The sequence below is a fragment of the Variovorax sp. Root473 genome (genome assembly GCF_001426505.1).
In the GTDB taxonomy this organism is placed as follows: Bacteria; Pseudomonadota; Gammaproteobacteria; order Burkholderiales; family Burkholderiaceae_C; genus Variovorax.
Map to the genome: position 1 here is coordinate 75273 of NZ_LMEV01000002.1, position 26861 is coordinate 102133.

At 68.2% G+C, this 26861-nt stretch carries 23 protein-coding genes and 1 pseudogene; 19 read left to right on the forward strand and 5 right to left on the reverse strand.

Annotated elements, in window-relative coordinates:
* Window positions 1–15: 15 nt before the first annotated feature.
* Window positions 16–216, reverse strand: a complete 201-nt coding sequence (locus tag ASD34_RS27390; RefSeq protein WP_162248685.1) for a hypothetical protein — start codon at window positions 214–216, stop codon at window positions 16–18.
* Between the two features lie 185 nt (window positions 217–401).
* On the opposite strand from ASD34_RS27390, the pseudogene ASD34_RS03095 reads away from it, so the two are divergent.
* Window positions 402–755, forward strand: a pseudogene (locus ASD34_RS03095) (IS3 family transposase); the annotation flags it as partial.
* Window positions 756–881: 126 nt separating this feature from the next.
* Here ASD34_RS03095 and ASD34_RS03100 read toward each other — a convergent pair.
* On the reverse strand, window positions 882–1685 hold the full coding sequence (locus ASD34_RS03100; protein ID WP_056572612.1) for an IclR family transcriptional regulator: 804 nt from the start codon (window positions 1683–1685) through the stop codon (window positions 882–884).
* 205 nt (window positions 1686–1890) lie between these two features.
* On the opposite strand from ASD34_RS03100, the gene ASD34_RS03105 reads away from it, so the two are divergent.
* The 7 genes from ASD34_RS03105 (at window position 1891) to ASD34_RS03135 (ending at window position 10180) form a co-directional block, all read left to right on the forward strand.
* Window positions 1891–2874 carry a tripartite tricarboxylate transporter substrate binding protein gene (locus tag ASD34_RS03105; RefSeq protein ID WP_056572615.1) on the forward strand — a complete coding sequence of 328 codons (984 nt, stop codon included), beginning with the start codon at window positions 1891–1893 and terminating at the stop codon, window positions 2872–2874.
* A gap of 37 nt (window positions 2875–2911) precedes the next feature.
* Window positions 2912–3709 carry an enoyl-CoA hydratase/isomerase family protein gene (locus ASD34_RS03110; RefSeq protein WP_056572617.1) on the forward strand — a complete coding sequence of 266 codons (798 nt, stop codon included), beginning with the start codon at window positions 2912–2914 and terminating at the stop codon, window positions 3707–3709.
* Between the two features lie 5 nt (window positions 3710–3714).
* Entirely contained in the window at window positions 3715–5817 is a 2103-nt protein-coding gene (locus ASD34_RS03115) for an acetate--CoA ligase family protein (protein WP_056572619.1), read from the forward strand.
* A gap of 258 nt (window positions 5818–6075) precedes the next feature.
* On the forward strand, window positions 6076–6963 hold the full coding sequence (locus tag ASD34_RS03120) for a tripartite tricarboxylate transporter substrate binding protein (RefSeq protein ID WP_056572621.1): 888 nt from the start codon (window positions 6076–6078) through the stop codon (window positions 6961–6963).
* 12 nt (window positions 6964–6975) lie between these two features.
* The gene (gene pcaD, locus ASD34_RS03125; protein ID WP_056572623.1) at window positions 6976–7803 is read left to right on the forward strand and encodes a 3-oxoadipate enol-lactonase; all 828 of its coding nucleotides are present in this window, start codon (window positions 6976–6978) and stop codon (window positions 7801–7803) included.
* Window positions 7800–8771 carry a Bug family tripartite tricarboxylate transporter substrate binding protein gene (locus tag ASD34_RS03130; RefSeq protein ID WP_235509959.1) on the forward strand — a complete coding sequence of 324 codons (972 nt, stop codon included), beginning with the start codon at window positions 7800–7802 and terminating at the stop codon, window positions 8769–8771. The genes pcaD and ASD34_RS03130 overlap by 4 nt, the downstream gene beginning before the upstream one ends.
* Window positions 8772–8842: 71 nt before the next feature.
* Window positions 8843–10180, forward strand: coding sequence for an MmgE/PrpD family protein (locus ASD34_RS03135; protein WP_056572625.1), 1338 nt, complete (start codon window positions 8843–8845; stop codon window positions 10178–10180).
* A gap of 29 nt (window positions 10181–10209) precedes the next feature.
* On the opposite strand, the gene ASD34_RS03140 is transcribed toward ASD34_RS03135, so the two are convergent.
* Complete coding sequence (locus ASD34_RS03140; RefSeq protein WP_056572626.1) at window positions 10210–11625, reverse strand: PLP-dependent aminotransferase family protein; 1416 nt, start codon at window positions 11623–11625, stop codon at window positions 10210–10212.
* Window positions 11626–11970: 345 nt separating this feature from the next.
* Between ASD34_RS03140 and ASD34_RS03145 the strand changes: the two genes are divergently transcribed.
* Genes ASD34_RS03145 through ASD34_RS03175 form a run of 7 tightly spaced genes read left to right on the forward strand, consistent with a single transcriptional unit; the run spans window position 11971 to window position 17752 of the window.
* Window positions 11971–12453, forward strand: a complete 483-nt coding sequence (locus ASD34_RS03145) for an MSMEG_0572/Sll0783 family nitrogen starvation response protein (RefSeq protein ID WP_056573218.1) — start codon at window positions 11971–11973, stop codon at window positions 12451–12453.
* 15 nt (window positions 12454–12468) lie between these two features.
* On the forward strand, window positions 12469–13515 hold the full coding sequence (locus tag ASD34_RS03150) for a Nit6803 family nitrilase (protein WP_056572628.1): 1047 nt from the start codon (window positions 12469–12471) through the stop codon (window positions 13513–13515).
* Window positions 13478–14554 carry an MSMEG_0568 family radical SAM protein gene (locus ASD34_RS03155; protein WP_056573220.1) on the forward strand — a complete coding sequence of 359 codons (1077 nt, stop codon included), beginning with the start codon at window positions 13478–13480 and terminating at the stop codon, window positions 14552–14554. The genes ASD34_RS03150 and ASD34_RS03155 overlap by 38 nt, the downstream gene beginning before the upstream one ends.
* A gap of 2 nt (window positions 14555–14556) precedes the next feature.
* The gene (locus tag ASD34_RS03160) at window positions 14557–15117 is read left to right on the forward strand and encodes an MSMEG_0567/Sll0786 family nitrogen starvation N-acetyltransferase (RefSeq protein ID WP_056572631.1); all 561 of its coding nucleotides are present in this window, start codon (window positions 14557–14559) and stop codon (window positions 15115–15117) included.
* Window positions 15114–16112 carry a sll0787 family AIR synthase-like protein gene (locus tag ASD34_RS03165; RefSeq protein ID WP_056572633.1) on the forward strand — a complete coding sequence of 333 codons (999 nt, stop codon included), beginning with the start codon at window positions 15114–15116 and terminating at the stop codon, window positions 16110–16112. Before ASD34_RS03160 ends, ASD34_RS03165 begins: the two co-directional genes overlap by 4 nt.
* Window positions 16103–16387: an MSMEG_0570 family nitrogen starvation response protein gene (locus ASD34_RS03170; RefSeq protein WP_056572635.1), complete on the forward strand. Its 285-nt coding sequence runs from the start codon at window positions 16103–16105 to the stop codon at window positions 16385–16387. Before ASD34_RS03165 ends, ASD34_RS03170 begins: the two co-directional genes overlap by 10 nt.
* 36 nt (window positions 16388–16423) lie before the next feature.
* Window positions 16424–17752 carry an MSMEG_0569 family flavin-dependent oxidoreductase gene (locus tag ASD34_RS03175; RefSeq protein WP_056572637.1) on the forward strand — a complete coding sequence of 443 codons (1329 nt, stop codon included), beginning with the start codon at window positions 16424–16426 and terminating at the stop codon, window positions 17750–17752.
* 427 nt (window positions 17753–18179) lie between these two features.
* Here ASD34_RS03175 and ASD34_RS03180 read toward each other — a convergent pair whose 3' ends face one another.
* Complete coding sequence (locus ASD34_RS03180) at window positions 18180–21335, reverse strand: ATP-binding protein (RefSeq protein ID WP_056572639.1); 3156 nt, start codon at window positions 21333–21335, stop codon at window positions 18180–18182.
* A gap of 148 nt (window positions 21336–21483) precedes the next feature.
* On the opposite strand from ASD34_RS03180, the gene ASD34_RS03185 reads away from it, so the two are divergent.
* Together ASD34_RS03185 and ASD34_RS03190 are read left to right on the forward strand one after the other, a co-directional pair.
* Window positions 21484–21864: a hypothetical protein gene (locus ASD34_RS03185; RefSeq protein WP_200937509.1), complete on the forward strand. Its 381-nt coding sequence runs from the start codon at window positions 21484–21486 to the stop codon at window positions 21862–21864.
* The gene (locus tag ASD34_RS03190) at window positions 21861–22676 is read left to right on the forward strand and encodes a class I SAM-dependent methyltransferase (RefSeq protein WP_056572643.1); all 816 of its coding nucleotides are present in this window, start codon (window positions 21861–21863) and stop codon (window positions 22674–22676) included. The genes ASD34_RS03185 and ASD34_RS03190 overlap by 4 nt, the downstream gene beginning before the upstream one ends.
* Window positions 22677–22728: 52 nt before the next feature.
* Here the strand turns inward: ASD34_RS03190 and ASD34_RS03195 are convergent, their stop codons facing one another.
* Window positions 22729–23784, reverse strand: coding sequence for a LacI family DNA-binding transcriptional regulator (locus ASD34_RS03195; protein WP_056572645.1), 1056 nt, complete (start codon window positions 23782–23784; stop codon window positions 22729–22731).
* Window positions 23785–23909: 125 nt separating this feature from the next.
* Here ASD34_RS03195 and ASD34_RS03200 point away from each other — a divergent pair, with 125 nt between their 5' ends.
* Window positions 23910–24938 carry a TRAP transporter substrate-binding protein gene (locus ASD34_RS03200; protein ID WP_056572646.1) on the forward strand — a complete coding sequence of 343 codons (1029 nt, stop codon included), beginning with the start codon at window positions 23910–23912 and terminating at the stop codon, window positions 24936–24938.
* 6 nt (window positions 24939–24944) lie between these two features.
* On the forward strand, window positions 24945–26840 hold the full coding sequence (locus ASD34_RS03205; protein WP_082548483.1) for a TRAP transporter large permease subunit: 1896 nt from the start codon (window positions 24945–24947) through the stop codon (window positions 26838–26840).
* Window positions 26841–26861 lie beyond the last annotated feature (21 nt).

Below are 26861 nucleotides of genomic sequence, written 5' to 3' on the forward strand. Positions count from 1 at the left end.
AGCCGAGGGCTGGACTCATTCGCTGGCCGCGCCGACGTTCAGAAGTCGGGTGGACGGCGCTTGCGGAGCCGCGCAATCGCGGGCGCAGGGTGCGACGAAATTGCGCCCGCGCGCTCCATCCAGCGCTTGCCGAATCCGGTCACCCCAGTCTGCTTCAGAGATACCGTAGCTCGACGGATCGACGCCCACACCCAATTTCGTGAGGAAGGTGCTCAAAGATGTTGCAGCCTGGTCCATAGTGCTGGCATCGAACACCGACAAGAGCAGCGTGTCGAGCTTCGGGTCGCGGCCATCCAGCTCATATCAAAATGCCCGATTCACTACGCACTACACGACAGCTCTTGGCCGACAACTGTAGCCGAGGCCTCCCAAAAGCCGACGCTCGGCTTGACCTCGTTGGCATGACCTCGCAACTCGTGGCCGATGCGTTGATGATGGCCGTGTGGCGCCGGGCAAGCCGGTCGCGTTGCTTCATCACTCCGCCCAATACACCAGCGAGCTTCCAGGCGCTGCTCAAGAAGCAAGGCATCACCTGCAGCATGAGTCGCGCGGACGAGGTCTGGGACAACTCGGCCATGGAGAGCTTCTTCAGCTCACTGAAGACTGAAAGCACGGCCAGAAAGGTGTACCGGTCCAGGGAAGAGGCCCGCGCCGATGTGTTCGACTACATCGAGCGGTTCTACAACCCGACGCGTCGTCATTCGTCGCTCGGCTACGTCAGTCCGATAGAGTTAGAGAAAGCTCAAAAAGCTTAGGTCGGTGTCTATGAGACCGGCAGCGGTCCATAAGGCTTGCTTCAAGGCAGCTTTCGTCGACGCTCACGGCCCCCGTCATCAGCGGAGCACATCCGATAGACCGCTTCGTCCCTGACCTGCCTGCTTTCATCCGGTTGAAGGAAATCTGACATCAAGCTCACGCTGAACCTCGAAGACCAAGGCCAGCAGATACCCTGAGAACTGCTCGGCGATGCTCTCGATCGGCTCGGCGGTGGAGAGACTGAGGTTCATCACGTAGATCGCGTCGTCCACTACCAGCGGTGCGGCCAAAGCCACCACCTCCGGCTGCCATGACGCAGCGCAAAAACCGTCGCGCTGCACTCCGAGGCGCGCGGCGTCGATGCCTCGCGCCGTCTCACTCCACGTCGAGCCCCGGCGGCTTCTGAAAAGGCGCATCAGCGCGCGGGTCCTGGGCTCGGGCGCCACAGCAAGGTAAGCGCGGCCCAGCGAGGTCAGCTCCATGGGAACGCGCTGCCCGGAAACCACGTGTCGCAACGCGACGCGCCGGGCGTAGCGGATCGACTCCAGGTAGACCATCTCGTCGCGATCGGGCGCCGCCAGGCCGACGTTGACGCGGCGGCTTTCTGCCAGCACGCGCATCCGCGGCGCCGCGACGGCCAGCAGCCGTGAGCCGGAGCGCATGGCATGCGCCAGGCTCAACACCGCCGGCGCGAGGCGGTAGGCCCGCCGGGCGGTGTCCAGTTGCAGCATGCCCGCACCGACCAGCGTCTGCGTGAGCCGGCTCACGGTGGACTTCGACAAGCCAGTGCGTTCTGCCAGTTCGCTGTTGCCCAGCAGTTCCGACCCGGGCCGGAACGCGCGCAGCAGATCGATGCCGCGTTCGAGCGAGCGATTCGCCGGTGACTGGCCGGGCTTTTCGTTGGGGATCGTGAGCAAGGGCTGGTCCATTTCAGGCTCGGTGCGATGGTTCTGTCTGTTCCCAGTGTGGCCGGGCACGGCGCCGGCGCCATCGGCGGCAACCCTCAGACGATTCCACTGGTTGGAATTGAAGGGGTTACTTTCCGGGTCGTTCTTCCTAAGCTTCGGACACGGTGATCGCACAGCGATGCCGACAACCACCCGGGCCCAAGAGCCCCTGCAATGGAGACAAGACATGCCCCCCTTTTCTACCCGCACTCTGCGCGCCTGCGTGCATTCGCTGCTGATCGGCAGCTTGCTCACTGTCAGTGCCGCGTCCGCCAACACCTTCCCGCAAAAGCCCGTTCGCATCGTCGTGCCGTTCTCGCCCGGTGGCGGCACGGACCTGATCGCACGCACGTTGGGCCAGGAGATGTCCAAGGACCTCGGCCAGCCCGTGATCATCGACAACAAGCCGGGTGCTGGCACCATCATCGGTACCGATGCGGTGGCCAAGGCCCCGCCCGATGGCTACCTGCTGGTCATGGCCAGCTTCGCGCACGCGGTCAACCCAAGCCTGCAGCCCAAGCTCCCGTTCAACAACGAGAAGTCCTTCGCGCCGGTGCTACTGGTCGGCCGCGGGCCCAACGTGCTGGTGGTGCACCCCGCCAGCCCGTTCAAGACCATCCAAGACGTGCTGGCCGCTGCAAAGGCAAACCCAGGCAAGCTGACCTACGCCTCGCAGGGTGCCGGCACCTCCGCGCACCTCGCGGGCGAGATGTTCGACAACCTCGCAAAAGTCAAGACGACGCACATCCCGTACCGCGGCGCTGGTCCGGCCATGACCGATCTCCTGGGCGGCCAGGTTGACATGTTTTTCGGAACCGCCGCCGCGGTGGCTCCGTTTGTCGATCGAGGCCAATTGCGCGCCATCGGCGTGACCAGCGCACAACCATCGCCTGCGTTCAAGAACATCCCGACGATCGGCGCCACCGTGCCCGGCTACGCCGTGGAAAGCTGGTACGGCCTGTACGCCCCGGCCGGCACGCCCAAAGACGTGATTGCTCGCCTGAATGCGGCAGGTCGCAAAGCCGCGCGTTCGCCTGAGTTCGCCCACAAGGTCGAGCAGGAAGGCTTGAGCATCAGCGCCGGAGAACCGGCCGAACTCGACACCTACGTGCGCGCCGAGGAAGCGCGCTGGGCCCGCATCGTCAAGGAAAACGGCATCAAGGCCGATTGACCCGGCCCCGCTGCACATCGTCTCCAGGAGAATTTTCATGAGCTACACACTGATCGCGTTGGAAGTACGCGATGCCATCGCGACCCTCACCTTCAATCGCCCCGACAAGCGCAACGCGATGAGCGACGACATGCGCACCGAGTTCATCGATGCGCTCGAGCGCATCGCGGCGGACACCTCCATCAAGGCGCTGGTGCTGACCGGCGCCGGCAAGGGCTTCTGCGCGGGCGGCGACATCGCGGGCATGCAGAAGCGCATGGATGCGCCCGCCGGCGAAGTGGGCTTCAACGGCTGGCACCGCCAGCAGCGCGTGCACCGCACGCAGGCCCTGCTGCACACGATGCCCAAGCCGGTGATCGCGGCTGTCAACGGCTCGGCCTCGGGCCTGGGCGCCGACACCGCGCTGGCCTGCGACTTCATCATCGCCAGCGAATGGGCCAGCTTCAGCTGGTCTTACATCCACCGCGGCATCGTGCCGGACGGCGGCGGCATGTATTTCCTGCCGCGCCGCGTCGGCCTGCCCAAGGCCAAGGAACTGATCTTCACGGGCCGCCCCGTCAAGGTGGATGAAGCGCTGCAACTGGGCATCGTGGACCGCCAGGCCTCGGCCGACACCTTGCTCGCCGAGGCGCAGGCCTGGGCCGCCGAACTGGGCAAGGGTTCGGCCACCGCGCTGGCGCTGACCAAGACCATCCTGAACCAGAGCTTCGAACTGTCGGCCCATCAGGTGTTTGCGCAAGGCAGCCAGGCCCAGGGCATCTGCTACACCAGCACGGCGCACCGCGAGTCGGTGATGGCGTTCCTGGAAAAGTCCGTCGCTGCGGCCAAGGCGTGACGGACATGAACGCCACCTCCCCGCTTTCCCCCATTGCCCGCTTGCTGCATCCGCGCAGCGTGGCCGTCATCGGCGCCTCCGCCGACGCCACCAAGACGGCCGGCCGGCCTGTGTCCTACCTCGTCAAGCACGGCTTCTCGGGCGCCATCTATCCCGTGAACCCCAAGGTCGAACGCATCGGCGATCTGGCCTGCTACCCCGACGTGGCCTCGCTGCCCGGCGTGCCCGACGTCGGCATCGTGCTGCTCGGCGCGGAGCGCGCGTATCTGGCGGTGCGCGACCTGGCGGCGCGCGGCTGCGCGGCTGCCATCGTGCTGGCCAGCGGCTACACCGAGACCGGCGAAGAAGGCGCGCGCCGCCAGCAGCAGTTGATCGACGCGGCGGGCGACATGCGCATCCTCGGCCCCAACACCATCGGCCTGGTGAACCTCAGCGACAACATCGTGCTATCGGCCACCGGCGCGCTGGAGATGGCGCACTTTCCGGTCGGCGGCATCGGCGTGGTGTCGCAAAGCGGCGGCATCCTGGGCGCGCTGCTGTCGCGCGCTGCGGCACGCGGCATCGGCTTGTCCAAGCTGATCTCCACCAGCAACGAGGTCGACCTCGAACTGGCCGACTTCATCGACCACCTGGCGGACGACGAGGCCACGAAGGTCATCGCGCTGTACGTCGAGACCGTGCGCGATCCGGCCAAATTCCGCAACGCCTGCCTGAAGGCCGCACGCGCCGGCAAGCCGGTCGTCGCCTTCAAGATCGGCCGCTCCGAAGCCGGCGCACAGGCCGCCGTGTCGCACACCGGCGCACTGGCCGGCGCCGACCGCATGTACGACGCGCTGTTCCAGCAGGTCGGCGTGATCCGCGCCCAAACCTTCTCCGACCTGCTGGACATTCCCGTGGCGCTGGCCACCGGCCGCAAGCTGCACGGCAAGCGCGTCGCGATCCTCACCTCGACCGGCGGCGCCGGTACGCTGGTGTCCGACGACCTCGGCATGGCCGGCTTCGACACGCCGCCGCCCGATGCCGCCACCGCCGAAGCGCTGCGCGCGCTGCAGACCGGCGACCACGCCGTGCTGGACCGCAACCCCATCGACGTGACGCTCGCCGGACTGAAGCCGGACCTGCTGCGCGGCGCCATCAATGTGTTGCTCAAGAGCCCGAGCTACGACGCGCTGACGATCATCGTGGGCTCCTCCAGCCTGGCCATGCCCGAACTGCTAGCCGGCGTCATCCAGGACTGCCTGCCGAACTCCGGCAAGCCGGTCATCGCCTACGTCAGCCCGCATGCGCCCGACGTCGGCGCCTTGCTCACGCAGCGCGGCGTGCCCGCCTTCGCGGCCGCCGAAAGCTGCACAGCCGCGCTGCGCGCCATGTTCCAGGCGACGCAGCTGCGGCACCCGCTTGAGTCCAGTGCGTTCAGCGAAACCGTCGACATCGACGACTTGCCGACCGGCTCGCTCGACGAGCACCAGGCCAAGCAACTGTTCACACGCTTCAGCGTGCCCTGCGCGGGCGAGCGCGCCGTCGCGTCCCCCTCCGAGGCCGAGGCTGCAGCGCGTGAACTAGGTGGCCGCGTGGTGTTGAAGATCCTGTCGGCCGAGATCACGCACAAGAGCGACGTCGGCGGCGTGGCGGTCAACCTGACGGCCGACACGGTCGGTGCACGCCTGACGGCCATGGCGGCCGACGTCGAAGCCCGCACGGGCGTTCTGCCCCAACGTTTCCTCGTGCAGGAAATGGTCAGCGCAGGCACCGAACTCATCCTGGGCATGCACCGCGACGCACTGGGCACGGCCATCCTGCTGGGCATGGGCGGCATCACGGCCGAGCTGTTCAAGGACACCACGATGCGGCTGCTGCCGCCCGGCGCAGGGCTGTCGCGCGCCGACGCGCTGACCATGGCGCAGCAGCTGAAGACCTGGCCGCTGCTCGACGGCTTTCGTGGTCGACCCAAGGCCGATGTCGAGGCGCTCGTGACGGCCATCGTCGCGTTCTCGCAGATGGCTGCGCAGCTGGGCGAACGGCTGGTCGAGGCCGAGATCAACCCGGTCTTCGTGCTGCCGCAGGGCCAGGGCGTGCGCGCGGCCGACGGCGTGGTGGTGCTGGCCTGAGGGATCGGGGTTCAACGCCACCGACGAGTGGCGAGTGCCCCGTGTGTCATCACCGCTGCAAAGGCCGCAGCCGCAGGTGCGGATGACAGACGCCCGACACTTTCATTTAAAAAAACCGGAGACAACCGCTTGACCTTCCCTCGCCTTCCCGAACCCTCACGCCGCGCCTTGCTGAAGTGGCTGCCCGCCGGCATCGCTGTCACAGCCGCCCCGGCATGGGCGCAGCCGTCGACAGGCGCAGAACTTCCAGCACCGGCCTTGACGAGCTATCGCTTCATCGTCGGCTTCGGCGCCGGCGGCGTCCCCGATGCTGCCGCACGCCTGATTGCAGCCACCCTGTCCGAACGCTGGAAGCTGCCCACCATGGTCGAGAACAAGACCGGCGTGGGCGGGACCTTGGCAGCGCGCGCCGTGCTGGCCGCACCGGCGGACGGCACCACGTTGCTGAGCGTTTCGCCGGCCCATGCCACGGCACCTGCCGTGTTTCGCAACCCGGGCTACGACACGCTGCGCGACTTCGCGCCTGTCACGCTGATCGGCGAAGGCCCGGCGCTGATCGTGGTTCCCAAAGACTTGCCAGCCCGGAACCTCGCCGAGATGGTGGAGCAGGCCAAGGCACACCCGGGCTCGGTGAGCTATTCGTCGGCGGGCGTGGGCAGCAGTTCCCACTTCGCGGCCGCCCTGTTCTGCCAGCAGGCGGGCATCGAAGCCGTGAACATCCCCTACAAGAGCGTGGGGGAAGCCATGACCGAGACCATTGCCGGGCGTGTGCAATTTCACGTCGCGCCGTACATCTCGGCGCTGGGCATGGTCAAGGAAGGCAAGGTGCGCGCGCTCGCGGTGACCAGTGCCACGCGCCTTGCCGACATGCCCGACGTGCCCACCGTCGCCCAGGCGGGCGTGCCCGGCTACGAATGGAGCTTCTGGTACGGGCTGCTCGCGTCTGCAAGAACGCCCGCGCCCATCGTCGCGCAACTGAACCAGGACATCACCGGTATCCTGCGCCTGCCCCACGTGAAAGCGCAGCTTGCCACCATGGGCGTGACCGTGGCGGCCAGCACGCCCGCGGCGTTCCAGAAGCTGATCGAGTCCGAGGTGGCGAAGTACGCGCGCATCGCCAAGACCGCCAACATCACGCCGCAATAGGCCATCGAGACCATGCCCATGCTCGAACGTGCCGGCGCGCCGGCCATCCACTACACCCTCGACGGCAAGCGAGGCCCCTGGCTGGTGCTTTCCCATTCGCTGGGTTGCGACGTCTCCATGTGGGACGCCCAGATGAGCGCGTTGGCAGGACGCTACCGCGTGTTGCGCTACGACACGCGCGGGCACGGCCGCAGCGGCGTGGGTGCGACGCCCTGCACGCTGGAGCAGCTCGCCGATGACGCAGCGCAGATGATGGATCACCTGCGCATCGACGAAGCCAGCTGGATCGGCTTCTCGATGGGCGGCATGATCGGCCAGACTTTCGCGCTGAAGTACCCGCAGCGCGTACAGGGGCTGGTTTTAGCCGACACCACGAGCCAGCACGGCGCGACGCCGCAATCGGTCTGGGACGAGCGCATCCGCGTGGCCCGCGCCCACGGCATCGAACCGCTGGTGCAGCCGGCCATCGAACGTTGGTTCACGGCCAGCTTCCGTGAAACCCAGCCTGCCGCCGTGGCGGCTGTCGCGCAGGTCATCGCCTCCACCAGCGTCGAAGGCTGGGCGGGCGCCTGTGCGGCGATTGCCTCCGTACACACCACCGGCGACTTGTACCGCATCGGCTGCCCCGCGCTGGTGATGGTGGGCGAACACGACATCGGCACGCCGCTGGCTGCGTCACTGGAGATGCACCGGCACTTGCCCCGCTCCACGCTCGCCGTGATCGCCGATGCGGCGCACATGACCTGCATCGAGCAGCCGGAACGCTTCAACCGCGCACTGCGCATGTTCCTGGACAGCACCGTGGGCGCATCGTCCGAAGCCGCGCGGGAGCGGCTGTGACGCGCCGCGCCCTGCTGGCAGGCGGAGCGGCCACGCTGCTGTGTGCGTTGCACCCACGGGCCTTCGCACAGGCCTTTCCCGGCAGGCCCTTGCGCCTGATCGTGCCCTTTCCGGCGGGCGGCGGCACCGATGCGATGGCTCGCGCGCTCGGCGACGCGCTGTCGCGCGACCTGGGGCAACCCGTCGTCGTGGACAACAAGTCGGGCGCGGGCACCGTCATCGGCAACGATGCCGCCGCCAAGAGCCCGCCCGACGGACATACGCTGCTGCTCAACACCAGTGCCATTGCCATCGTGCCCAGCCTTCATCCCAAGTTGCCGTATCCCGCCCGGACGGCTTTCGCGCCCGTCGTGCTGCTGGGCCGCGCACCGAACGTGGCGATCGTGCGGCCCGACAGTCCCCTGCGTTCGGCGGCGGACTTCGTGGCCAAGGCGCGCGCCCACCCCGGACGGATGTCCTACGGCTCGGCCGGCAACGGCACCTCCACGCACCTGGCAGCTGAACTACTCAAGAGTTCAGCCAGACTGTTAGTGACCCACGTGCCCTACCGCGGTGCCGCGCCGGTCATCAACGACGTGCTGGCGGGCCAGATCGATCTGGCCTTCGGTACGCTGCCCAGCGTGGCGCCGATGCTCGCGGGCGGCAAGCTGCGCGCGCTGGCGGTGACCAGCGCCCAGCGCTCGCCGCTGTTGCCCGACGTGCCCACCTTCGCCGAATCCGGCGTGACGGGCTACGACGCCGATGTCTGGTACGGCATCTTCGTTCCAGGCGCGACACCACCGGCTGTTGTCGAACAGCTGTACGCCGCCGTCCGGCGCGCGGCCCAGACCGAGGGCTTCAAGCGACGCGCCGCCGGCGAAGGCTTGGCGCTGACGCTGGACGGCCCGCTCGAGACTGCCCGCATCGTTCGCGCAGAGGAGGCCAAATGGCGGCACGTCATCAAGGCACAGTCCATCACACTGGAGTGACCGCGCCCTGGGCGCCGCCTGGATCGCCAACCGCAAGACACACTGCCCCCTTCATCGCAAGAGACACCCCCATGCACGCCACCGAAGTATTTGGCCGCTACGCCCAGGACTACCACCAGAGCGCCCTCCCCGACGAGGTCATCCACCACGCCAAGCGCGCCCTCATCGACTGGTATGCCTCGCTGTTTCCCGGCCTCGCCGCGGACCCGCTGGCCCAACTGGAAGACGTGCTGGCCGATGACCTGGACCGCGGCCGCGCACGGTTGGGCAACGGGCGCAGCGCCACGGCGCGCGCGGCCGCGCTGTTCAACGGCACGGCCGCCCACGCGGCCGAGGTCGACGACAGCTTTCGCGACGCCATGTACCACCCCGGCGCCGCCACCATCGCCGCCGCACTGGCCGCCAGCCAGGACGCCGGCGCCAGCGGCCTGGCTTTTCTGCGTGCGCTGGTGCTCGGCTACGAGGTGTCCACGCGCATCGGCGTGGTCATGGGCCGTCCGCACTACCGCTTCTGGCACAACACCGGCACGGTCGGCACCTTCGGCGCAGCAGCCGCGGCGGCCGGCGCGCTGCAACTGGGCCCCCTGCCCTTCGCGCACGCGCTGGCCACGGCGGCCACGTTCGCGGCGGGGCTGCAGCAGGCGTTTCGCATGGACTCGATGTCCAAGCCGCTGCACGCCGGTCGGGCCGCCGAGGCAGGCCTGCTGGCGGCGCAGATGGCCGCGCGCGGCGTGACGGGTTCGCTCGACGTGCTCGACGGCGAGGCCGGCCTGGGCCAGGCCATGAGCAACGGACCCGACTGGTCGCAGGCGGGCGCGACGCTGGGGCGCGAGTTCCACATCACGCGGCTGACCTTCAAGAACCACATCGGCTGCGGCCACACCTTCGCCGCCATCGATGCCGCGCTGGCGCTGCGCGAGCAGCACGCGCTGCAACCCGACGACATCGCGCATGTGCAGGTCGACACCTACCAGCCCGCCCTCGACATCGCCTGCTACGACCGGCCCACCACGGCCAATGAGGCCCGCTTCAGCCTGCACTACGTGGTCGCCACCGCACTTGCGCGCGGCAGTGTGCGGCTGGCAGCCTACGAGCCGGCGCAGTTGAACGACATACGCACACGCGACCTCATGACCCGTGTCGATGTGCGTGTCGATCCCGCGATCGACGCGGCCTTTCCGGGTCAGCGCGCGGCGCGCGTGGAGATCATCACGCGCGCCGGCGCCAGGCTGGTGCACCTGCAACCCAACCGCAAGGGCGACCCGGAGCTGCCGCTGTCCGACACCGAACTCGAGAGCAAATTCCTCGAACTGTCGGGACCGGTGATCGGTGCCTCGCGTGCGCAGACGCTGCTTGAACACATCTGGCACCTGGATTGCGCCGATGGATTGCAAGGGCTGGTGAACTGAGGCAGGAGGTACCGCGGACGGCGCAAGCCCTACAGGCGTTCGGCCCCCGCGAACGAGTGCACCGTTGCGTGAGGGTGCCGCGGATGCGCCAGCGTGTCGGCAATGAGCCGCAAGGCCTGGTCGCATTGCTCGCGCGACATCGGGCCGCCCAGGCAGATGCGCACGGCCTCGGGTGGATCGCCGTCGGTGGAGAAGGCCGCGCTCGCCACCACGCCGACGTTCTGCGTGCGCAGGTAGGACGCAAGCTCCACCGGACTCCAGCCCGACGGCAGCGGCAGCCAAGCATGGAAGCCTTCGGGATGCGCCTGCAGCCCGCTGCCGCCAAGATGACGTGCGGCCAACGCCTGCCGCGCCATCGATTCGCCGCGCACCGCCTGCAGCACAGCCTCGGCGGTACCGTCCTCGACCCACAGCGTGGTCAGTGCGTTGGTGATCGGTGAGGCCATGACGGTAGTGGCGCGCATCGCGCCGGCCAAGCGCTGCGACTGCACCACCGTGGGTGAACACACGTACGCACTGCGCAACCCCGCGCCAAAGCACTTGGAGAACCCGCTCACGTAGTAGGTGAGCGCCGGCGCCAGCGTGGCAATGGCGGCGGGCGTCTGGCGCGGCAGCATGCCGTAGGCGTCGTCTTCGATGATCGGAACGGCATAGCGCAACGCCACGTCCGCCAGCGCCTCGCGCCGCGCGCGCGACACGGTGCCCGCGGTCGGGTTCAGCAGCGTCGGGTTGCAGTACAGCGCCTTGGGCTTGAGCGTCTTGCAGGCGTGCTCGAAGGCATCCGCAATGGGCCCGTCGTCGTCGAGCTGCAGTGCGTGCAGCTGCACGCCCAGCTGGGCCGCGATGGCCTTCACGCCCGGATAGGTGAGCGACTCCACGCAGATCAGTTCCCCCGGCCTCGCCAGCTGGGAGAACAGCGCGGTGAGCACGCTGTGGATGCCGGGGCACACGAGGATGCGGTCGATGCCCGCATCGGGCACGAAGGGGCGCAGCCAGTGCCTCGCCGCCTCGCGGTCGTGCGCGGTGCCGCCGAAGTCCTGGTAGCGCAACAGGTCGTTCAGGTCGCCCTGCGCGAAGGCGCGGCTCGCGCTCTCGTGCAGCCGCGCCATCAGGTGCGAGTCGTCGGGCTCGGGCGGCATGTTCATCGTCATCTCGGCGCCGCTGCCGCCGCGCAGCCGCAGGCTCGGGCTGCCCGAGCGGATGAAGGTGCCGGTGCCGGCGCGCGAATCGATCAGGCCGCGCTTGCGCGCTTCGGCGTAGCCGCGTGCCACGGTCGTGTAGTTGAGCGCCAGGTCGGCCGCGAGTTCGCGCAAGGTGGGCAGCCGGTCGCGCACGGCAAGGCGGCCGGTCTTGATGTCGTCGGCAATCAGGTCGGCCAGCAGCAGGTAGGCCGGCTTGGTGGTGTTGCGCAGCTGCTTGCGCCAGTGGGTGGTGATCGTGGTCATCGGCAAAGTTGATTGCATCCATTGATTGCATCGGTCCAGTGATCAGGCACGCAGGAATCGCGCCCGCGCCAGAGGGCCGGATGCCTCGATCAGGTGCGATCAACCCCTTTGATCGGGTGCATTGATCGCATGACGAATGCGTCTTCCCGGTGCAGGCCGGGCCGCGTCGGCCACCTTCGCTCGGGTCTTTTCGTGCGGTCGAAAAAAGTTTTCCGGCGCGCAGGCCGCACCCGGGCGGTTTGATCGCGCATTGATCGCATGCGCCGCGCTTGGCTCTGGCACATCGCCTGCAAAGAGAAGGGCACGCAAGACCTGCGTTCATTCCCTTTTCAACCGGAGTACCCCATGCCCAAAGTCACCCGCCCCCGCAACGAGAAAGGCGAGTTCCTCGTCGACTACGAAGAGAAGGTGTTCGAAGACGTCAAGGCCGAGCCCGGCGAGAAAGCACTCGTCACCTTCCACACCGTGGCCTTCGAAGGCTCGATCGGGTTCGTCAACCTTCTGCAGGCCACGCGGCTGCGCCGCAAGGGCTACGAGACTTCGGTGCTGCTGTACGGCCCCGGCGTGACGCTGGGTGTGCAACGCGGCTTTCCGACGCTGGGCGACGAAGCCTTCCCCGGCCACCAGAACTTCAACAAGCAGATCGTCAAGTTCATGGAAGAAGGCGGCAAGGTCTACGCCTGCCGTTTCGCGCTGCAGGCGCTGTACGGCCATGGCGAGGGCGCGCTGATCGAGGGCATCAGGCCGATCAACCCGCTCGACGTGCTCGACCTCGTGCTGCTGCACAAGAAGGCCGGCGCCGTGATCCTCGACACCTGGACGCTGTAAGGCAGGACCCGAGCGATGGCTTCCCCACCCCGCATCGTGCGTGCCGCGGCGATCCAGATCGCGCCCGACTTCGAACGGCCCGACGGCACCCTCGAGCGGGTGTGCGGCGCCATCGACGAGGCTGCCGCCAAGGGCGTGCAGCTCGCGGTCTTTCCCGAGACCTTCGTGCCCTACTACCCCTACTTCAGCTTCGTGCTGCCGCCCGTGCTGCAGGGCGCGCCGCACCTGCGGCTGGCCGAGCGCGCGGTGGTCGTGCCGGGCCCGGTCACGCAGGCCGTGGCCGAGCGTGCGCGGCATCACGGCATGGTGGTGTTGCTCGGCGTGAACGAGCGCGACCACGGCAGCCTCTACAACACGCAGCTGGTGTTCGACGCCGACGGCTCGCTGGCGCTCAAGCGCCGCAAGATCACACCGACTTACCACGAACGCATGGTCTGGGGCCAAGGGGACGGCGCGGGCCTGAAGGTGGTCGACACCGCCGTCGGCCGCGTCGGCGCACTGGCCTGCTGGGAGCACTACAACCCGCTCGCGCGCTACGCCCTGATGGCGCAGCACGAAGAGATTCACTGCGCGCAGTTCCCCGGCTCCCTGGTCGGCCCGATCTTCGCGGAGCAGATGGAAGTGACCATCCGCCACCATGCGCTCGAATCGGGCTGCTTCGTGGTCAACGCCACCGGCTGGCTCACCGACGAACAGATCCGCTCGGTCACGCCCGATGCCACTCTGCAGAAGGCGCTGCGCGGCGGCTGCCACACCGCCATCGTTTCGCCCGAGGGCAAACACCTCGCGCCGCCGCTCACCGAGGGCGAAGGCATGGTGATCGCCGACCTCGACATGGCACTGATCGCCAAGCGCAAGCGAATGATGGATTCGGTCGGCCACTACGCGCGCCCCGAGCTGCTGTCGCTCGCCATCAACGACCGGCCGGCTCAGACGACCGTGCCGATGCACCTCACGCAACCTCTAGATCAACGGAGCCCCGACCATGACCACCACGACGACGCAGCAAGACAGCCGGCAGCTGATGACCGAACTCCAGTCCTTCGGGTTGCGGCTGGTTGATCCCTCGGCCGGTGTCTCGAGCCGCCGCGGCGGTGCGGGCCCTTCGGACCACAAGGCCGTGACGGTGGACGGCCACACGATCATGGTGCCCGTCCACACCTCGAGCGCCTGGCATTCGCCGTTCACCGCCGAGGCGCCGGATGCGGCCGGCATGAGCCGCGTGATGCGCGGCAGCATCCCGATCGCCAGCATCAGCTTCCCGAAGCAGCCGCGCTTCTATGCGATGCAGACCTTCGACGGCGTGCCCTACTCGCACATCGCCACGCTGCACGGCAGCGATGTGCTGGCCACCACCGTGCTGCAGACCTGCATCCGCTACGAGAGCCGCAAGAAGAGCTGCAAGTTCTGCGCGATAGGCCAGTCGCTCGCGGCCGGCCGCACCATCGCGCGCAAGACGCCTGAACAACTCGCCGAAGTCGCACGCGCGGCCGTGCTGCTCGACGGCGTGAAGCACATGGTGATGACCACCGGCACGCCCAACACCACCGACCGCGGCGCGGCCATCCTCTGCGAGAGCGCGTTCGCGATCAGGGCCGCGGTCGACATTCCGATCCAGGGCCAGTGCGAGCCGCCCGACAACGACCAGTGGTTCCACCGCATGAAGGCCGCGGGCATCGACACGCTCGGTATGCACCTCGAAGTGGTCACGCCAGAGGTGCGCGAACGCATCATGCCGGGCAAGGCCAGCGTGCCAATTTCGCGCTACATGAACGCCTTCGAGGCGGCGGTGGGCGTGTTCGGGCGCGGCCAGGTCAGCACCTACATCCTGGCCGGGCTGGGCGACACGCGCAAGGCCATCCTCGACACCTGCGACCAGCTGCTCGCGCGCGGCGTGTACCCCTTCGTCGTGCCCTTCGTGCCGATCAGCGGCACGCCGCTCGAGGACCATCCCGCGCCTTCGCCGGAGTTCATGAAGTCGCTGCTCGCGCCGCTCGGCGAGCGCGTGGTGGCCGCGGGTCTGCGCTCCGCCGACATCAAGGCCGGCTGCGGCAAGTGCGGCGCGTGCTCGTCGCTGTCTGTCTACGAAAAAGAAAGCTGAGCATGCTGTGCATCGACGACCTCAGCGGGCTCGACCCGCACTATGCGCCGGTCGAATACCTGGTACGCGAAGCGGCCCAGCAATGGGAACGCGACGAAGCCATGGCGCTGCGCCGGGCGGTGTTCTGCATCGAGCAGGGCATCTTCGCGCGCGACGACCGCGACGCCATCGACGACCATGCGCAGCTTCTGGTTGCCATGTCATGCAACGCCGGCATGCCCGAGCAGGTGGTCGGCACGGTGCGCATCCACCGCGGCGAGGCGCCGGGCGAATGGTGGGGCTCGCGCCTCGCGGTGCATCCCGCGTTCCGCAGCCAGGGCCACCTGGGCGCCACCCTGATACGGCTGGCGGTGTCGCGCGCCCATGCGCTGGGCTGCGATGCGTTCTTCGCGCAGGTGCAGATGCAGAACGTGCCGCTGTTCCAGAAGCTGGGCTGGAAGACGCTTGAAGAGACGTCGATCCACGGCCGTCCCCATGCACGCATGCAGGCGGGCCTCGCTTTCTATCCGCCCTGCCACGACCCTGTGAGCGGCTTCGTCACGCGCGCGAAGGTACTGTCATGACGGATGTCCACGCCATCGCCGAGGCGTTGCGCACAACGCGCGGCTTCGCCCACAAGCGCGACATCAGCGACGTGGTGTCGGCCCTTGGCCGCTCGCTGCCCGGCGGCCATGCCGCGCTTGCGCAGGCCGTGCCCATCGGCGACGACTGCGCAGCCATTCCCGACGGGCATGGCGGCTATCTGCTGTTCGCGATCGAAGGCATGGTGGAAGACTTCATCGTGCGCATGCCGTGGTTCGCGGGTTACTGCGGCGTGATGGTCAACGTGAGCGACATCTATGCAATGGGCGGCCGGCCCACGGCCGTGGTCGACGCGCTGTGGAGCACCGGCATGAGTCCCGCCGACGAGGTGCTGCGCGGCATGGCGGAAGCCTCGGTGCGCTATGGCGTGCCGGTGGTCGGTGGCCACAGCAACAACCGCAGCGAACGGCCGCAGTTGGCGGTCGCGATCCTCGGCCACGCGCGCAGGCTGCTGACCAGCTTCGATGCGAAGCCCGGCGACCTGCTGGTGATGGCGGCCGACCTGCGCGGCGCTTATGAAGAGCCCTTTCCCTACTGGAACGCATCGACCACGGCACCGCCCACGCGGCTGCGTGCGGACCTTGAACTCCTGCCCTCCATCGCGGAAGACGGCCTGTGCCGCGCCGCGAAGGACATCAGCATGGCCGGCGCGGTGGGCACCGCGATGATGCTGCTGGAGTGCTCGGGCGTCGGCGCGCGCATCGACCTCGAGGCATTGCCCAAGCCCGACGGCGTGCCGCTGCTGCGCTGGCTTTCTTCGTTTCCAAGCTACGGCTTCGTGCTCAGCGTGCCGCCTTCGCAGGTGGCGCCGGTGCTCGGCCGCTTCGCCGCGCGCGACATCGCCTGCGCGGTGGTCGGCGAGGTCGATGCAACGCGGCAGGTGCGGCTGCAGGCCGGCGGCAACGAGGCCCTGTTGTGGGACTTCGGGCGCGATGCCTTCATCCAGCCACCTCAGGAGGCGCTCGCATGCCCGTGATGCACGTCCAGGTGCGCTGGCCCGACGCCAGCGAAACGCGCTGCTACTCGCCCTCGTCCGTGGTCCGGGAGTTCTTCGCGCCCGGCGAACGCTATGCGCTTGAAGACTTCCTGCAGCGCTCGCGCGAGGCATTGGGCATCGCCTCCGAACGCGTGCGCGCCAAGTATGGCTTCGCATGTTCGCAGGCGATGGACCAACTGGCGGAGATCGAACGCATCGCGTCGCGCTTCACCGACACCGCCGGTGCCGAAGTCACTGTCGTCGCTGTCGATTGACGCACCCTACATCCAGAGAGAAAGAAAGAAGACCCCATGTCCTATCCATTTGGCGGACGCAGCCACTACAGCGTCATCATCGTCGGCGGCGGCCAGGCCGGCCTCTCCCTGAGCCATTGCCTGCAGCAGCGCGGCGTCGACCACCTCGTGATCGAGAAGCGCAGCCTCGTGCACAGCTGGCGCACGCAGCGCTGGGATTCGTTCTGCCTGGTCACGCCCAACTGGCAGTGCCAGCTGCCCGGCTGGGGTTACCTCGGCGACGATCCGCACGGATTCATGGTCAAGGAGCAGATCAACGAATGGCTTGCGGGCTTCGTGGCGCATGTGAAGGCGCCGGCCATCGAAGGCGTCACCGTCGAGCGTGTGACACGCGTCACCGGCACCGGTGAGCGAGACCGCTTCATGGTGCAGACCGACACGGGCCTCTACACCGCCGACCAGGTGGTGGTCGCTTCCGGCGGCTACCACCGCCCCATCGTGCCGCGGCTGGCCGAGAAGCTGCCGGCCCACGTGGCGCAGTACCACTCGGCGCAGTACCGCAATGCAGCGCAGCTGCCCGAAGGCGCGGTGCTGGTGGTGGGCTGCGGCCAGTCGGGTGCGCAGATCGCCGAAGACCTGCACCTGGCCGGGCGCAAGGTTCACCTGGCCACCGGCAACGCGCCGCGCTGCGCGCGCTTCTACCGGGGCCGCGAAGTGGTCGACTGGCTCGCCGACATGAAGTACTACGACATGCCTGTCACCGAACACCCGCTGCGCGAAGGCGTGCGCGACAACACCAACCACTACGTGACCGGACGCGATGGCGGCCGGGACATCGACCTGCGCCGCTTCGCGCTCGAAGGCATGGAACTCTACGGCTTGCTCAACGGCTTCGACGCCGGCAGCTTCGAGCTGCAGCCCAACCTTTGCGACAACCTCGACAGCGCCGACGCCACCTACAACCGCATCAACGCGTCGATCGACAAGTTCATCGCGACGCAAGGCATCGAGGCCCCGCCCCCGTCGGTCTACACGCCGGTGTGGGAGCCGGCCGAGGAACGCACCCGCCTCGATCTCGCGGCGGCGGGCATCACGAGCGTGGTCTGGTGCATCGGCTTCTCGCCTGACTTCGAGTGGGTGGATGCGCCGGTGTTCAACGGCCGTGGCGCGCCGATCCATCAGCGCGGCGTGACAGGGGTGCCGGGGCTGTACTTCCTCGGCTTGCCGTGGCTGCACACCTGGGGGTCGGGCCGCTTCTCGGGCGTGGCGCGAGATGCGGAGTTTCTGACGCAAGCCATCGTGCAAAGAAGGGATGAACAGCGCACGATCAGCAGCGTGCACGTGGGCAGCGCCACCGCCGCGGTCGCCGAATTGCGCGCGGCCTAGCGGACGAAAGTGGCGCAGGGGCCACCCCGGGCAAACCGCCTCAGGCCTGGACGATGCGCACACAGTTCATCAACGTGGTGTGCGGGCTCTGCGTGATCACCGCGTCCATGCGGCCGTCGTCGAGCGGAAGTCCGCGGCCGATGAAGGCCACCCTCTGCTCGCGCCCTGCCTCCTGCAAGGCGCGGGCTATGCCGTCCGAGGCGCCGCTGAGGTTGTAATGCCGCCCATGTCTGGTATCGCTCCAGCAGCGCGCGGGTCTTTCGTTAATTCTTGCCCGCGTGGTCTTGCCCCTCGCGCAACGCCACGATTTCGAGCCGCGGGAACATCTCGTCGATGACGTGCAGGATGCCCGCAGGTCACTTGCTGGCATGGGAGTGCAATCTACCAAGCCATCATCCGTTCATCACGCCTGCGCCGTGCAGACTTCCTAGCCGGCCAATTCCCGGCAGCGTGCGGCGTCCAGCATGTGGCCGCAGACGCGGAACTCCTGCGCCGCCGCGGCGAAGCCTTCGCGCGCGGCAGCGACACGGCCCTCGGCCAGTTCGATGTGGGCCCGCGCCTCTTGCAGCGACGCGTACCAGGCCGGCAGCTTCATCACCACATGGGCCAGGTATTCGGACTGCTGCTGGTGGCGGGCCGCGAGGTCCAGTTCGTGCGCCCTCGCGGCCGCGATGGTCGCCGGAATGGCGAAGGTGATACGGCAGCCGGGGCAGCTTTCCAGTGGGCCGCGCACGTTGGCCTCGGCTTCCTCCAGCACGCCCAGCGCGGCGTCGGGTTGCGTGGCCATCGCGATGCGGGTGCCGTAGATGCGGTCCAGCAGGTGGAAGCCGACGTCCGACTGGCGCGCGACGTCGAGCGCTTCGTCGAGCAGGCCGCGCGCCCGGTCCATCTGCCCGCGGTAGATCGCCAGCTCGGAGCGGCGCTGCAGCGACAGCGCTTCGCCGGTCGCGCCGCCGATCGCGCGGTGCATGCGCCCGCCCGCCACGAGGTCTTGCTCGGCGGCATCGAGCTGGCCGCTGAGCAGCCAGGCCTCGCCGCGCAGCGTGACGGCGAACGCATGCCCTCGCGCCGCACCCAGCCGCTGCGCTTCGGTGGCCAGCGCATCGGCGAATGCGATGACTTCGGCATACGGCCGCGAGCCGTACAGGAAGCGTTGCGTGATGCACAGGTGGCCGTCGAACACGCGCACCGCCAGTTGCGGCAGGTGGCTCGTCTCCTGGAGGTCGGCCCAGATGCTGCCGTGCAGGTCGCCGCGCGCGTGCGCCGCCGCGGCTTGCGACCAGGAGGCGATCACGAGCGTGCCTTCGTCGCCAGTCTCCAGTGCAATCCGGCGCACTTCGGCCGACCGGCGCGTGCCTTCGGCGGGGTCGCCGAAGCCCAGGGCCGCCGCGCCGCTGTACGCCAGCGCTTCGGCGAGGCGCCCCGCCACAGTGGTGGGATGCACATCCTGCAGGTATTTCAGCGCGCCGGGCGGGTCGCTCATCTTCACTTGCGCCAGGGCGCGCTTGGCGCGCAGTTCGTGGGACAGCGCTTCGGGCGCGACGGCGGCGGCCGCGTCGTAGGCGGCCAGGGTGCCCGGCCGGCCCAGCGCGTCCAGGGCCTCGGCACGCAGCGCCAGTGCGTCCGGCTGCGCCGCCCCGTGCACAAGCAACGGCTCGACGTGGCGCAACACGTCTTCGCAGGCGCCGAGGCGAAAGGCCTGGCGCGCGGCCGCCAACGCATATGGCGCCGCCCGCTCGGCATCGCCCGCGGCGAGCCAGTGATGGCCAACCAGGCCCGGTGCCGCACCGCCCTGCTCGAGCCGCGCCGCCACATCGCGATGCAACAGCACACGCCGGTGCGGCGGGATGCCTTCGGCCAGCGCTTCGCGCACGAGGGCGTGGCGGAAGCGGTAGCGGCCATCAGCCACCACCAGCACACCCGCGGCCAGCGCCTGGTCGAGCCGCGCCAACGCGTCATCGCCCTCATCGGCGGCCAGCGCCACGGCCGTGGCCACGTCGAAATCGTCGGCCGACAGCGCCAATCGGCGCAAGGCCTCCGTCGCGCCGGGCTCCAGATCGCACAAGCGTTCAGCCAGGGCCGACGACACGCTGCGGGGCATCGCCGCCGTGGCGCCGTTCGATGTGGCGGCAGCGCGCGCGAGTTCGATCACGGCGAACGGCAGGCCTTCGGCACGCCGCGCGATGGCGGTGGCGGCCTCGCCTGCCATCGGTGGGTCGGCCGTGCGGGCCGCGAGCAGCGCGGCTTCTTCGTCGGACAGCGGCCCCAATTCCATGGCCTCCAGCTGGCCGGCGCGCAGCAGGCGCGAGGTGTTCCGGTCCAGCAGGGGCGGCAGCGCATGCCGGCATGCGAGCAGCACGAACACCGGGGGGCCGCTCGCCGCCAGTTGCGTCAGTGTCTCCGCGCTGGCGTCATCCGCCGCGTGCGCATCGTCGACGATGAGCAGCACCGGCTTTTGCGAGGCGGTGGCCAGCAGCAGGCGGCGCACGGCGCCGACCATCTGGTGGCGCCCGAGTGGCAGGGCCAGCGGTTGCACGTCGCCCGAAGCGGTCATCTGCGCCAGCACGGCCTGGGCGTGCGCACCGATGGCCTGTGCCGCGTCGGGCAGTTCGCTGAGCAGGGGCTCCACCAGGTCAGCCGCGATGCCGTAGGGCCGGGTCCAGTCGCTGGCCTGCAACGAGCGCACCTGCCAACCCAGGCCTCGCGCTTCTTCGGCAACGCGGCGGCAGAACGCGGTTTTGCCCATCCCCGCCGGCGCGCGCACCACCGCGCCGCCCGGACGGCCCGCGAGGCTGGCGCGCAGCCATCCCAGCACGCGCACCAGTTCCATGGCACGGCCGACGAAGCGCGGTGCGACGCCTTCCAGGCCGGCCACGCAGTCGCGGTACAACGCCTCGGCCGACGCGCCGGGGCGCATGCCCAAGGTCTGCTGCAGATGGTCGCGCAGGTGGCCGTACCAGCGCAGCGCCGAAGAGCGCCGCCCGGCCGCCAGCTCCTCGCGCATCAACTGGACATGGGCTGCCTCGTCGGTGGGGTCTTCGCGCACCAGCCGTTCCAGGTCGCCGGTCTGACGCAACAGCCGCAGGAACTTGTCGCGCAAGCGCTGGCGCGGCGCCTCGGTCCAGGCCTCGTAGCGGGCGTCGGGCAGGAGGTCGCCGCTGTAGAGCTGCGAGGCCGCCTTGCAGGCCTGCGGATTGCCGTTGGCCAGGGCTTCGTCCGCTGCATGCTCGAAGCGCTCGACGTCGCAGGCCACCGCATGGTCGGGAAGCAGGAACACGCGGCCGCCTCGCAGCACCAGTGCGTCGGGCCGGCCGATGAACTGGCGTGCGTGGTGCGCGGCCTTGCGCAGGTTGGCGCTGCCAGCGTCGGGGTCCAGGTGCGGCCAGAGGGCTTCCACCACCTGCTCATTCGCGAGGCTGCGTCCGGGCTGCAACGACAGCAGTTGCAGCAGCTCAGCGGCCCGCCGGGTCAGCGGCACTGCAGGCGTCTGCGGGTCATCCGCGGCCTTCCCCAAAACCAGGCGGAACGGGCCCAGGAGCCGGATCGACACGGCATCGGACGACGGAGTCGGTGGGGGCGACATCGCGATTCCTTTCCACCGGCACAAGGCCGGGAACGTTTCAGGAACGCCAGGCGTGGAGCATCAGTATGCCGTCTATCGAACCTGGCGGGTGCAACGAATAGACGCACCACCCCGCGCCCGCGAAACTCTCAAGGAGCACCTCATGCACATGGCAAAAGACGAAGTCGACGTGAAGATGGAGATTCCCGGCGCCGTGATCCGCCAGCGCCTGGATTTCGGCGACGCGACCGGCTACAGCAAGATCAGCGGCGAGTACTTCACGCTGTCGGCGGGCGTCGACACGACGCCGCTCTTCCAGGGCCTGAACCACAACTCGTGCCATTGCCCGCACTGGGGATTCGTGCTCAAGGGCCAGATCACCACCACCGACGATGCCGGGGGACAGGAGACCGTCAAGGCCAACGACCTGTTCTATTGGCCGCCCGGCCATAACGTCAAGGTCGACGCCGACGCGGAGATCGTGATGTTCAGCCCGCAACACGAGCACACCCACGTGATCAACCACATGATCGAAAAGGTGAAGTCATGAACCCGAACAAGGCGCTCTGGGAAAAAGGCGACTTCACGCGTATCGCCGAGAGCATGCGCGAGAGCGGTGAAGACGTCGTGCGGCACGCGCACATCACGCCCGGCATGAAGGTGCTGGACCTCGGCTGTGGCGATGGCAACACCGCCATCCCGGCCGCCAAACTCGGCGCGCAGGTGCTGGGCGTCGACATCGCCGCCAACCTGGTCGCCGCGGGCAACCGGCGGGCGGCCCAGGCCGGGCTATCGGCCACTTGCCGCTTCGAGGAAGGCGATGCCTGCGAGTTGCGGCTCGAGAACGCGTCCTTCGACCTTGTCATGAGCATGTTCGGCGCCATGTTCGCGCCCAGGCCCTTCGACGTGGCACGGGAGATGGTGCGTGTCACGCGGCCGGGCGGCCGCATCCTCATGGGCAACTGGATTCCGAACGACCCGACGCTGGTGGCGCAAATCCTGAAGATCAGCTCGTCGTACGCGCCCCCGCCGCCCGAGGGTTTCGTGAGCCCGATGGGCTGGGGCTCGACACCGAACATCATCGAGCGCTTTGGTGCGGCGGGCATCGCCTCGGAGGCGATCAGCTGGGAGCGCGACAGCTACATCTTCGACTTCAAAGGTACGCCCGCGGAATTCGTCGACACGTTCCGGCAGTTCTATGGCCCGACCATGAACGCATTCGACGCGGCAGCCCAGGCTGGGCGCACCGACGAACTGCGCGCCGAACTGGTGACGCTGTTCCAGAGCCAGAACCAGAGCCAGTACCCCAACACCTGCCTGATCGCCGCGACCTTCCTGCGGGTGACGGTGGAGGTGGGTTGATCCACCGCCAGCGCCACCGGTGGGTCGCCGCAGCGCCCCAACCCGCCGGCATCTACGGGAGGTTCTCGCGAAAGATCACCTGGCTGCGCGTGGCTTCCACGCCGCTCAGCACTTCGCGCTTGTCTCGCAGGTTGGTGAAGATGCGCACGCAGTTCATCAGCGTGGTGTGCGGGCTCTGCGTGATCACCGCGTCCATGCTGCCGTCGATGAGGAGTGCGCGCGTGTCGGGCGTGAGGCCGTGGCCGATGAAGACCACCTTCTGCTCGCGCCCCGCTTCCTTCAGCGCGCGCGCCACGCCGTCCGACGCGCCGCCGATGTTGTAAATGCCGCCCATGTCGGGGTGCTGTTCCAGCAGCGCGCGGGTCTGGCGGTAGTTTTTGCCCGCATCGTCCTGGCCTTCACGCAGGCCCACGACCTCGAGCTTGGAGAACATCTCGTCGATGACATGCAGGAAGCCGGCTTCGCGCTCCTCGTGCGCCTTGTAGCTCAGGCTACCCGCGATGAGCGCGACCTTCGCGGCGCGTGCGCCGATGAAACGGCCGATGAGATAACCCGCCGTGCGGCCGGCCGCGCGGTTGTCGAGCCCCACGAACGCGGCGCGTTCGGAGTTCGACAGGTCCGAGATCAGCGTCACCACCGGCAGCCCGCGCGCGGCCAGTGCGGCCACCGCTTCGCGCACCGCGGGATGCTCCAGCGCCATCATCGCGATGCCGTCGCAGCGCTGGCCGTGCTTGCGCAATGCGTCCGCCAACTCATGCGGATTGAAGCTCTCGATGAACACCGTGCGGCACTGCACGTTGAACGGCGCCCAGTGCTCCTGCGAGTAACCCACCATGTCGCCCAGCATTCGGATGAAGCGGTTGGTGCCCGCGGGCAGCAGGAACACGAGCCGCAGCGGTGGCGGCGTCAGCGCTGCATAAAGCTCGGGCCCCGGCAGGTAGTCAAGCTCGCCTGCGGCCTTGAGGACGCGCTGCACCGTGGCGTCGCGCACGCCGGGCCGGCGGTTGAGCACGCGATCGACCGTGGCGGTCGACACCTGCGCCGCACGCGCAATGTCGACCACGCGCGCGCGACGCGCGTCGGAAGGAGGTGAAGGGTTATCCCGCATACATCAAAAACCATCAAAATCAAGTTTGACCCGGATGATGCATCCTTTTATCTTCGCTGTGGCCCGAATCCGCCGATGCATCAGATTGCATCAACCGCATTCCGAAGATCCTGGAGACAAAAGACATGACCTCGTTCACCCGCCTGAACCGCCGCGGTGCCTTGCGCACGCTTTCCGCCCTCCCCGCCGCGGGCATCGTCTCGGCTGTGCCGCGTATCGCGCGCGCCGCGGAGTTCTCCTACAAGTACGGCAACAACCTGCCGCTGAGCCATCCGCTGAACATCCGCGCGCAAGAAGCCGCGGACCGCATCGCCAAGGAAACCAAGGGCCGGGTCGAGATCAAGATCTTCCCGAACAACCAACTGGGCGGCGACACCGACATGCTCGCGCAGGTGCGCTCGGGCGGCATCGAGTTCTTCACGCCCTCGGCGCTCGTCATCGCCACGCTGGTGCCGGTGGCGGCCATCAACGCGGTGGGCTTTGCGTTCAACGACTACAGCCAGGTGTGGGCCGCGATGGACGGCAAGGTGGGCGCGCACGTGCGCGGTGCCATTGCCAAGTCGCGCCTCTATGCCTTCGAGAAGATGTGGGACAACGGCTTTCGCCAGACCACCAGCAGCAAGGCCGCCGTCGCGAATGCCAAGGACATGGACGGCCTGAAGATCCGCGTGCCGGTGAGCCCGCTGTCGATCTCGATGTTCAAGGGCCTGGGCGCCGCGCCCGCGAGCCTGCAGTTCAGCGAGGTGTATTCCGCGCTGCAAACCAAGATCGTTGATGCGCAGGAGAACCCGCTGCCGATCATCCAGGTCGCCAAGCTCTTCGAGGTGCAGAAATTCTGCTCGCTCACCAACCACATCTGGGACGGCTACTGGTTCATCGCCAACGGCCGCGCGTGGGACGCTCTGCCTGCCGACCTGAAGACCATCGTCGCGCGCGCCATCAACGACGCCGGCATGCAGCAGCGTGAAGACATCAAGAAGCTCAACGACTCGGTCGTCGGCGACCTGCAGGCCAAAGGCCTGGCCATCAACCGCCCCTCGGCCGACAGCTTCCGCGCGAAGCTGCGCGAATCGGGCTTCTACGGCGAGTGGAAAGGCCGCTTCGGTCCCGAGGCCTGGGCACTGCTCGAAGGCGCCGTCGGCAAGCTGGCTTGAGCGGCCATGGTGCATGAATCGACTTTCGAGGCGGCGCCGTTTACCGGCGCTGGCCCTTCGGCCAACGCGCTGAGCGGCATCGCCGGGCGCGCCGATCGCGTGATCGGCGGCGCCGTTGAAGCCGTGGCCGCGCTGCTGGTGCTGGCCGAGATCTGCGTGCTGTTCGCGGGCGTCGTGTCGCGCTATGTGTTCCATGCACCGCTGGTGTGGTCGGACGAACTCGCGTCGATCCTCTTCCTCTGGCTCTCGATGCTGGGCGCCGTGGTGGCGCTGCGGCGTGGCGAGCACATGCGCATGACGGCGCTGCTGCAGAAGGTGCAGCCGTCGACGCGCGCCATGCTCGATGCGTTCGCCATCGCCGCGTCGATCGCGTTCCTGGTGCTCATCGTCTGGCCCTCGATCGACTATGCGCACGAAGAGTCGTTCATCGTCACGCCCGCGCTGGAGATCAGCAACGCGTGGCGCGCTGCGGCCATTCCGGCCGGCATCGGCATCATGCTGGTGATGGCGTTGCTGCGGCTTTTTCGTGTGTGCACGGGCAAGCAGATCGCCGTCGCGGTGCTCGGCATGGCCGCCCTGGTCGGCATCTTCTGGCTCGCCGCGCCGCTGTTCGCGACGCTCGGCAAGTTCAACCTCGTGATCTTCTTCGTGGTCGTGGTGGCCGCCACCGTGCTCTCGGGCGTGCCCATCGCGTTCTCGTTCGCGCTGGCCACCTTCGGGTATCTGGCGCTCACCACGCGCACGCCGCTGCTGGTGATGGTGGGGCGGCTCGACGAGGGTATGTCGCACCTCATCCTGCTCGCGGTGCCACTCTTCATCTTCCTGGGCGCGCTGATCGAGATGACGGGCATGGCGCGCGCCATGATCCAGTTCCTTGCAAGCCTGCTGGGCCATGTGCGCGGCGGTCTCTCTTACGTGCTGATTGGCGCGATGTACCTGGTATCGGGCATCTCGGGCTCCAAGATCGCCGACATGGCGGCCATTGCGCCCGTGCTGTTCCCCGAGATGGTCAAGCGCGGCGCCAAGCCCGGCGACCTGGTGGCGCTGCTCTCGGCCACGGGCGCGCAGACCGAGACCATTCCGCCGTCGATCGTGCTCATCACCATCGGCTCGGTCACGGGCATCTCGATTGCCGCGCTGTTCACGGGCGGGTTGCTGCCGGCGGTGGTGCTCGGCGTGGCCCTGTGTGTTGTCGTGTGGTGGCGCTATCGCCGCGAGGACCTGAGCGGCGTGCAGCGCTACAGCAAGCGCGAGATCGGCAAGCTGCTGATGGTCGCGCTGCCCGCAGTGCTGCTGCCCTTCGTGATCCGCGCCGCCGTGGTCGAGGGTGTGGCCACGGCCACCGAGGTGTCGACCATCGGCATCGTGTATTCGGCGCTGATCGGTCTTTTCGTGTACCGGCAGTTCGACTGGAAGCGCCTGAAGCCGATGCTGATCGACACCGCCTCGCTCTCGGGCGCGATCATCTTCATCGTGGGCTGCGCCACCGCCATGGCCTGGGGCCTCACGCAGTCGGGCTTCTCGCAGGACCTGGCGCGCATCATGGGCGCGCTGCCGGGCGGCGCGTATGGCTTCCTGGCCGTATCGATCGTCGCCTTCATTGTGCTGGGCAGCGTGCTCGAAGGCATTCCCGCCATCGTGCTGTTCGGACCGCTGCTCTTTCCCATTGCCAAGGCCGCAGGCGTGCACGAGGTGCACTACGCCATGGTCGTGATCTTCTCGATGGGCATCGGCCTCTTCGCGCCGCCTTTCGGCGTCGGCTACTACGGCGCTTGCGCCGTGAGCAAGGTCAACCCCGACGAGGGTATCCGCCACATCTGGGGTTACATCGCCGCGATGCTGGTGGGTCTGGTGATCGTGGCCGCCTTCCCGTGGTTCTCGACCGGCTTCCTCAAGTTCTGATCACAACAACACACTCACATC

Bases quoted from the DNA above. Each gene is read 5' to 3' on its own strand.
- ASD34_RS03205 (WP_082548483.1), top strand. From the start codon at position 24,945: ATGGTGCATGAATCGACTTTCGAGGCGGCGCCGTTTACCGGCGCTGGC.
- ASD34_RS03145 (WP_056573218.1), top strand. From the start codon at position 11,971: ATGCCCAAAGTCACCCGCCCCCGCAACGAGAAAGGCGAGTTCCTCGTC.
- ASD34_RS03165 (WP_056572633.1), top strand. From the start codon at position 15,114: ATGACGGATGTCCACGCCATCGCCGAGGCGTTGCGCACAACGCGCGGC.
- ASD34_RS03190 (WP_056572643.1), top strand. From the start codon at position 21,861: ATGAACCCGAACAAGGCGCTCTGGGAAAAAGGCGACTTCACGCGTATC.
- ASD34_RS03100 (WP_056572612.1), bottom strand. From the start codon at position 1,685: ATGGACCAGCCCTTGCTCACGATCCCCAACGAAAAGCCCGGCCAGTCA.
- ASD34_RS03155 (WP_056573220.1), top strand. From the start codon at position 13,478: ATGACCGAACTCCAGTCCTTCGGGTTGCGGCTGGTTGATCCCTCGGCC.
- ASD34_RS03105 (WP_056572615.1), top strand. From the start codon at position 1,891: ATGCCCCCCTTTTCTACCCGCACTCTGCGCGCCTGCGTGCATTCGCTG.
- ASD34_RS03135 (WP_056572625.1), top strand. From the start codon at position 8,843: ATGCACGCCACCGAAGTATTTGGCCGCTACGCCCAGGACTACCACCAG.
- ASD34_RS03200 (WP_056572646.1), top strand. From the start codon at position 23,910: ATGACCTCGTTCACCCGCCTGAACCGCCGCGGTGCCTTGCGCACGCTT.
- ASD34_RS03170 (WP_056572635.1), top strand. From the start codon at position 16,103: ATGCCCGTGATGCACGTCCAGGTGCGCTGGCCCGACGCCAGCGAAACG.
- ASD34_RS03150 (WP_056572628.1), top strand. From the start codon at position 12,469: ATGGCTTCCCCACCCCGCATCGTGCGTGCCGCGGCGATCCAGATCGCG.
- ASD34_RS03195 (WP_056572645.1), bottom strand. From the start codon at position 23,784: ATGCGGGATAACCCTTCACCTCCTTCCGACGCGCGTCGCGCGCGCGTG.
- ASD34_RS03185 (WP_200937509.1), top strand. From the start codon at position 21,484: ATGGCAAAAGACGAAGTCGACGTGAAGATGGAGATTCCCGGCGCCGTG.
- pcaD (WP_056572623.1), top strand. From the start codon at position 6,976: ATGCCCATGCTCGAACGTGCCGGCGCGCCGGCCATCCACTACACCCTC.
- ASD34_RS03180 (WP_056572639.1), bottom strand. From the start codon at position 21,335: ATGTCGCCCCCACCGACTCCGTCGTCCGATGCCGTGTCGATCCGGCTC.
- ASD34_RS03110 (WP_056572617.1), top strand. From the start codon at position 2,912: ATGAGCTACACACTGATCGCGTTGGAAGTACGCGATGCCATCGCGACC.
- ASD34_RS03140 (WP_056572626.1), bottom strand. From the start codon at position 11,625: ATGACCACGATCACCACCCACTGGCGCAAGCAGCTGCGCAACACCACC.
- ASD34_RS03115 (WP_056572619.1), top strand. From the start codon at position 3,715: ATGAACGCCACCTCCCCGCTTTCCCCCATTGCCCGCTTGCTGCATCCG.
- ASD34_RS03175 (WP_056572637.1), top strand. From the start codon at position 16,424: ATGTCCTATCCATTTGGCGGACGCAGCCACTACAGCGTCATCATCGTC.
- ASD34_RS03160 (WP_056572631.1), top strand. From the start codon at position 14,557: ATGCTGTGCATCGACGACCTCAGCGGGCTCGACCCGCACTATGCGCCG.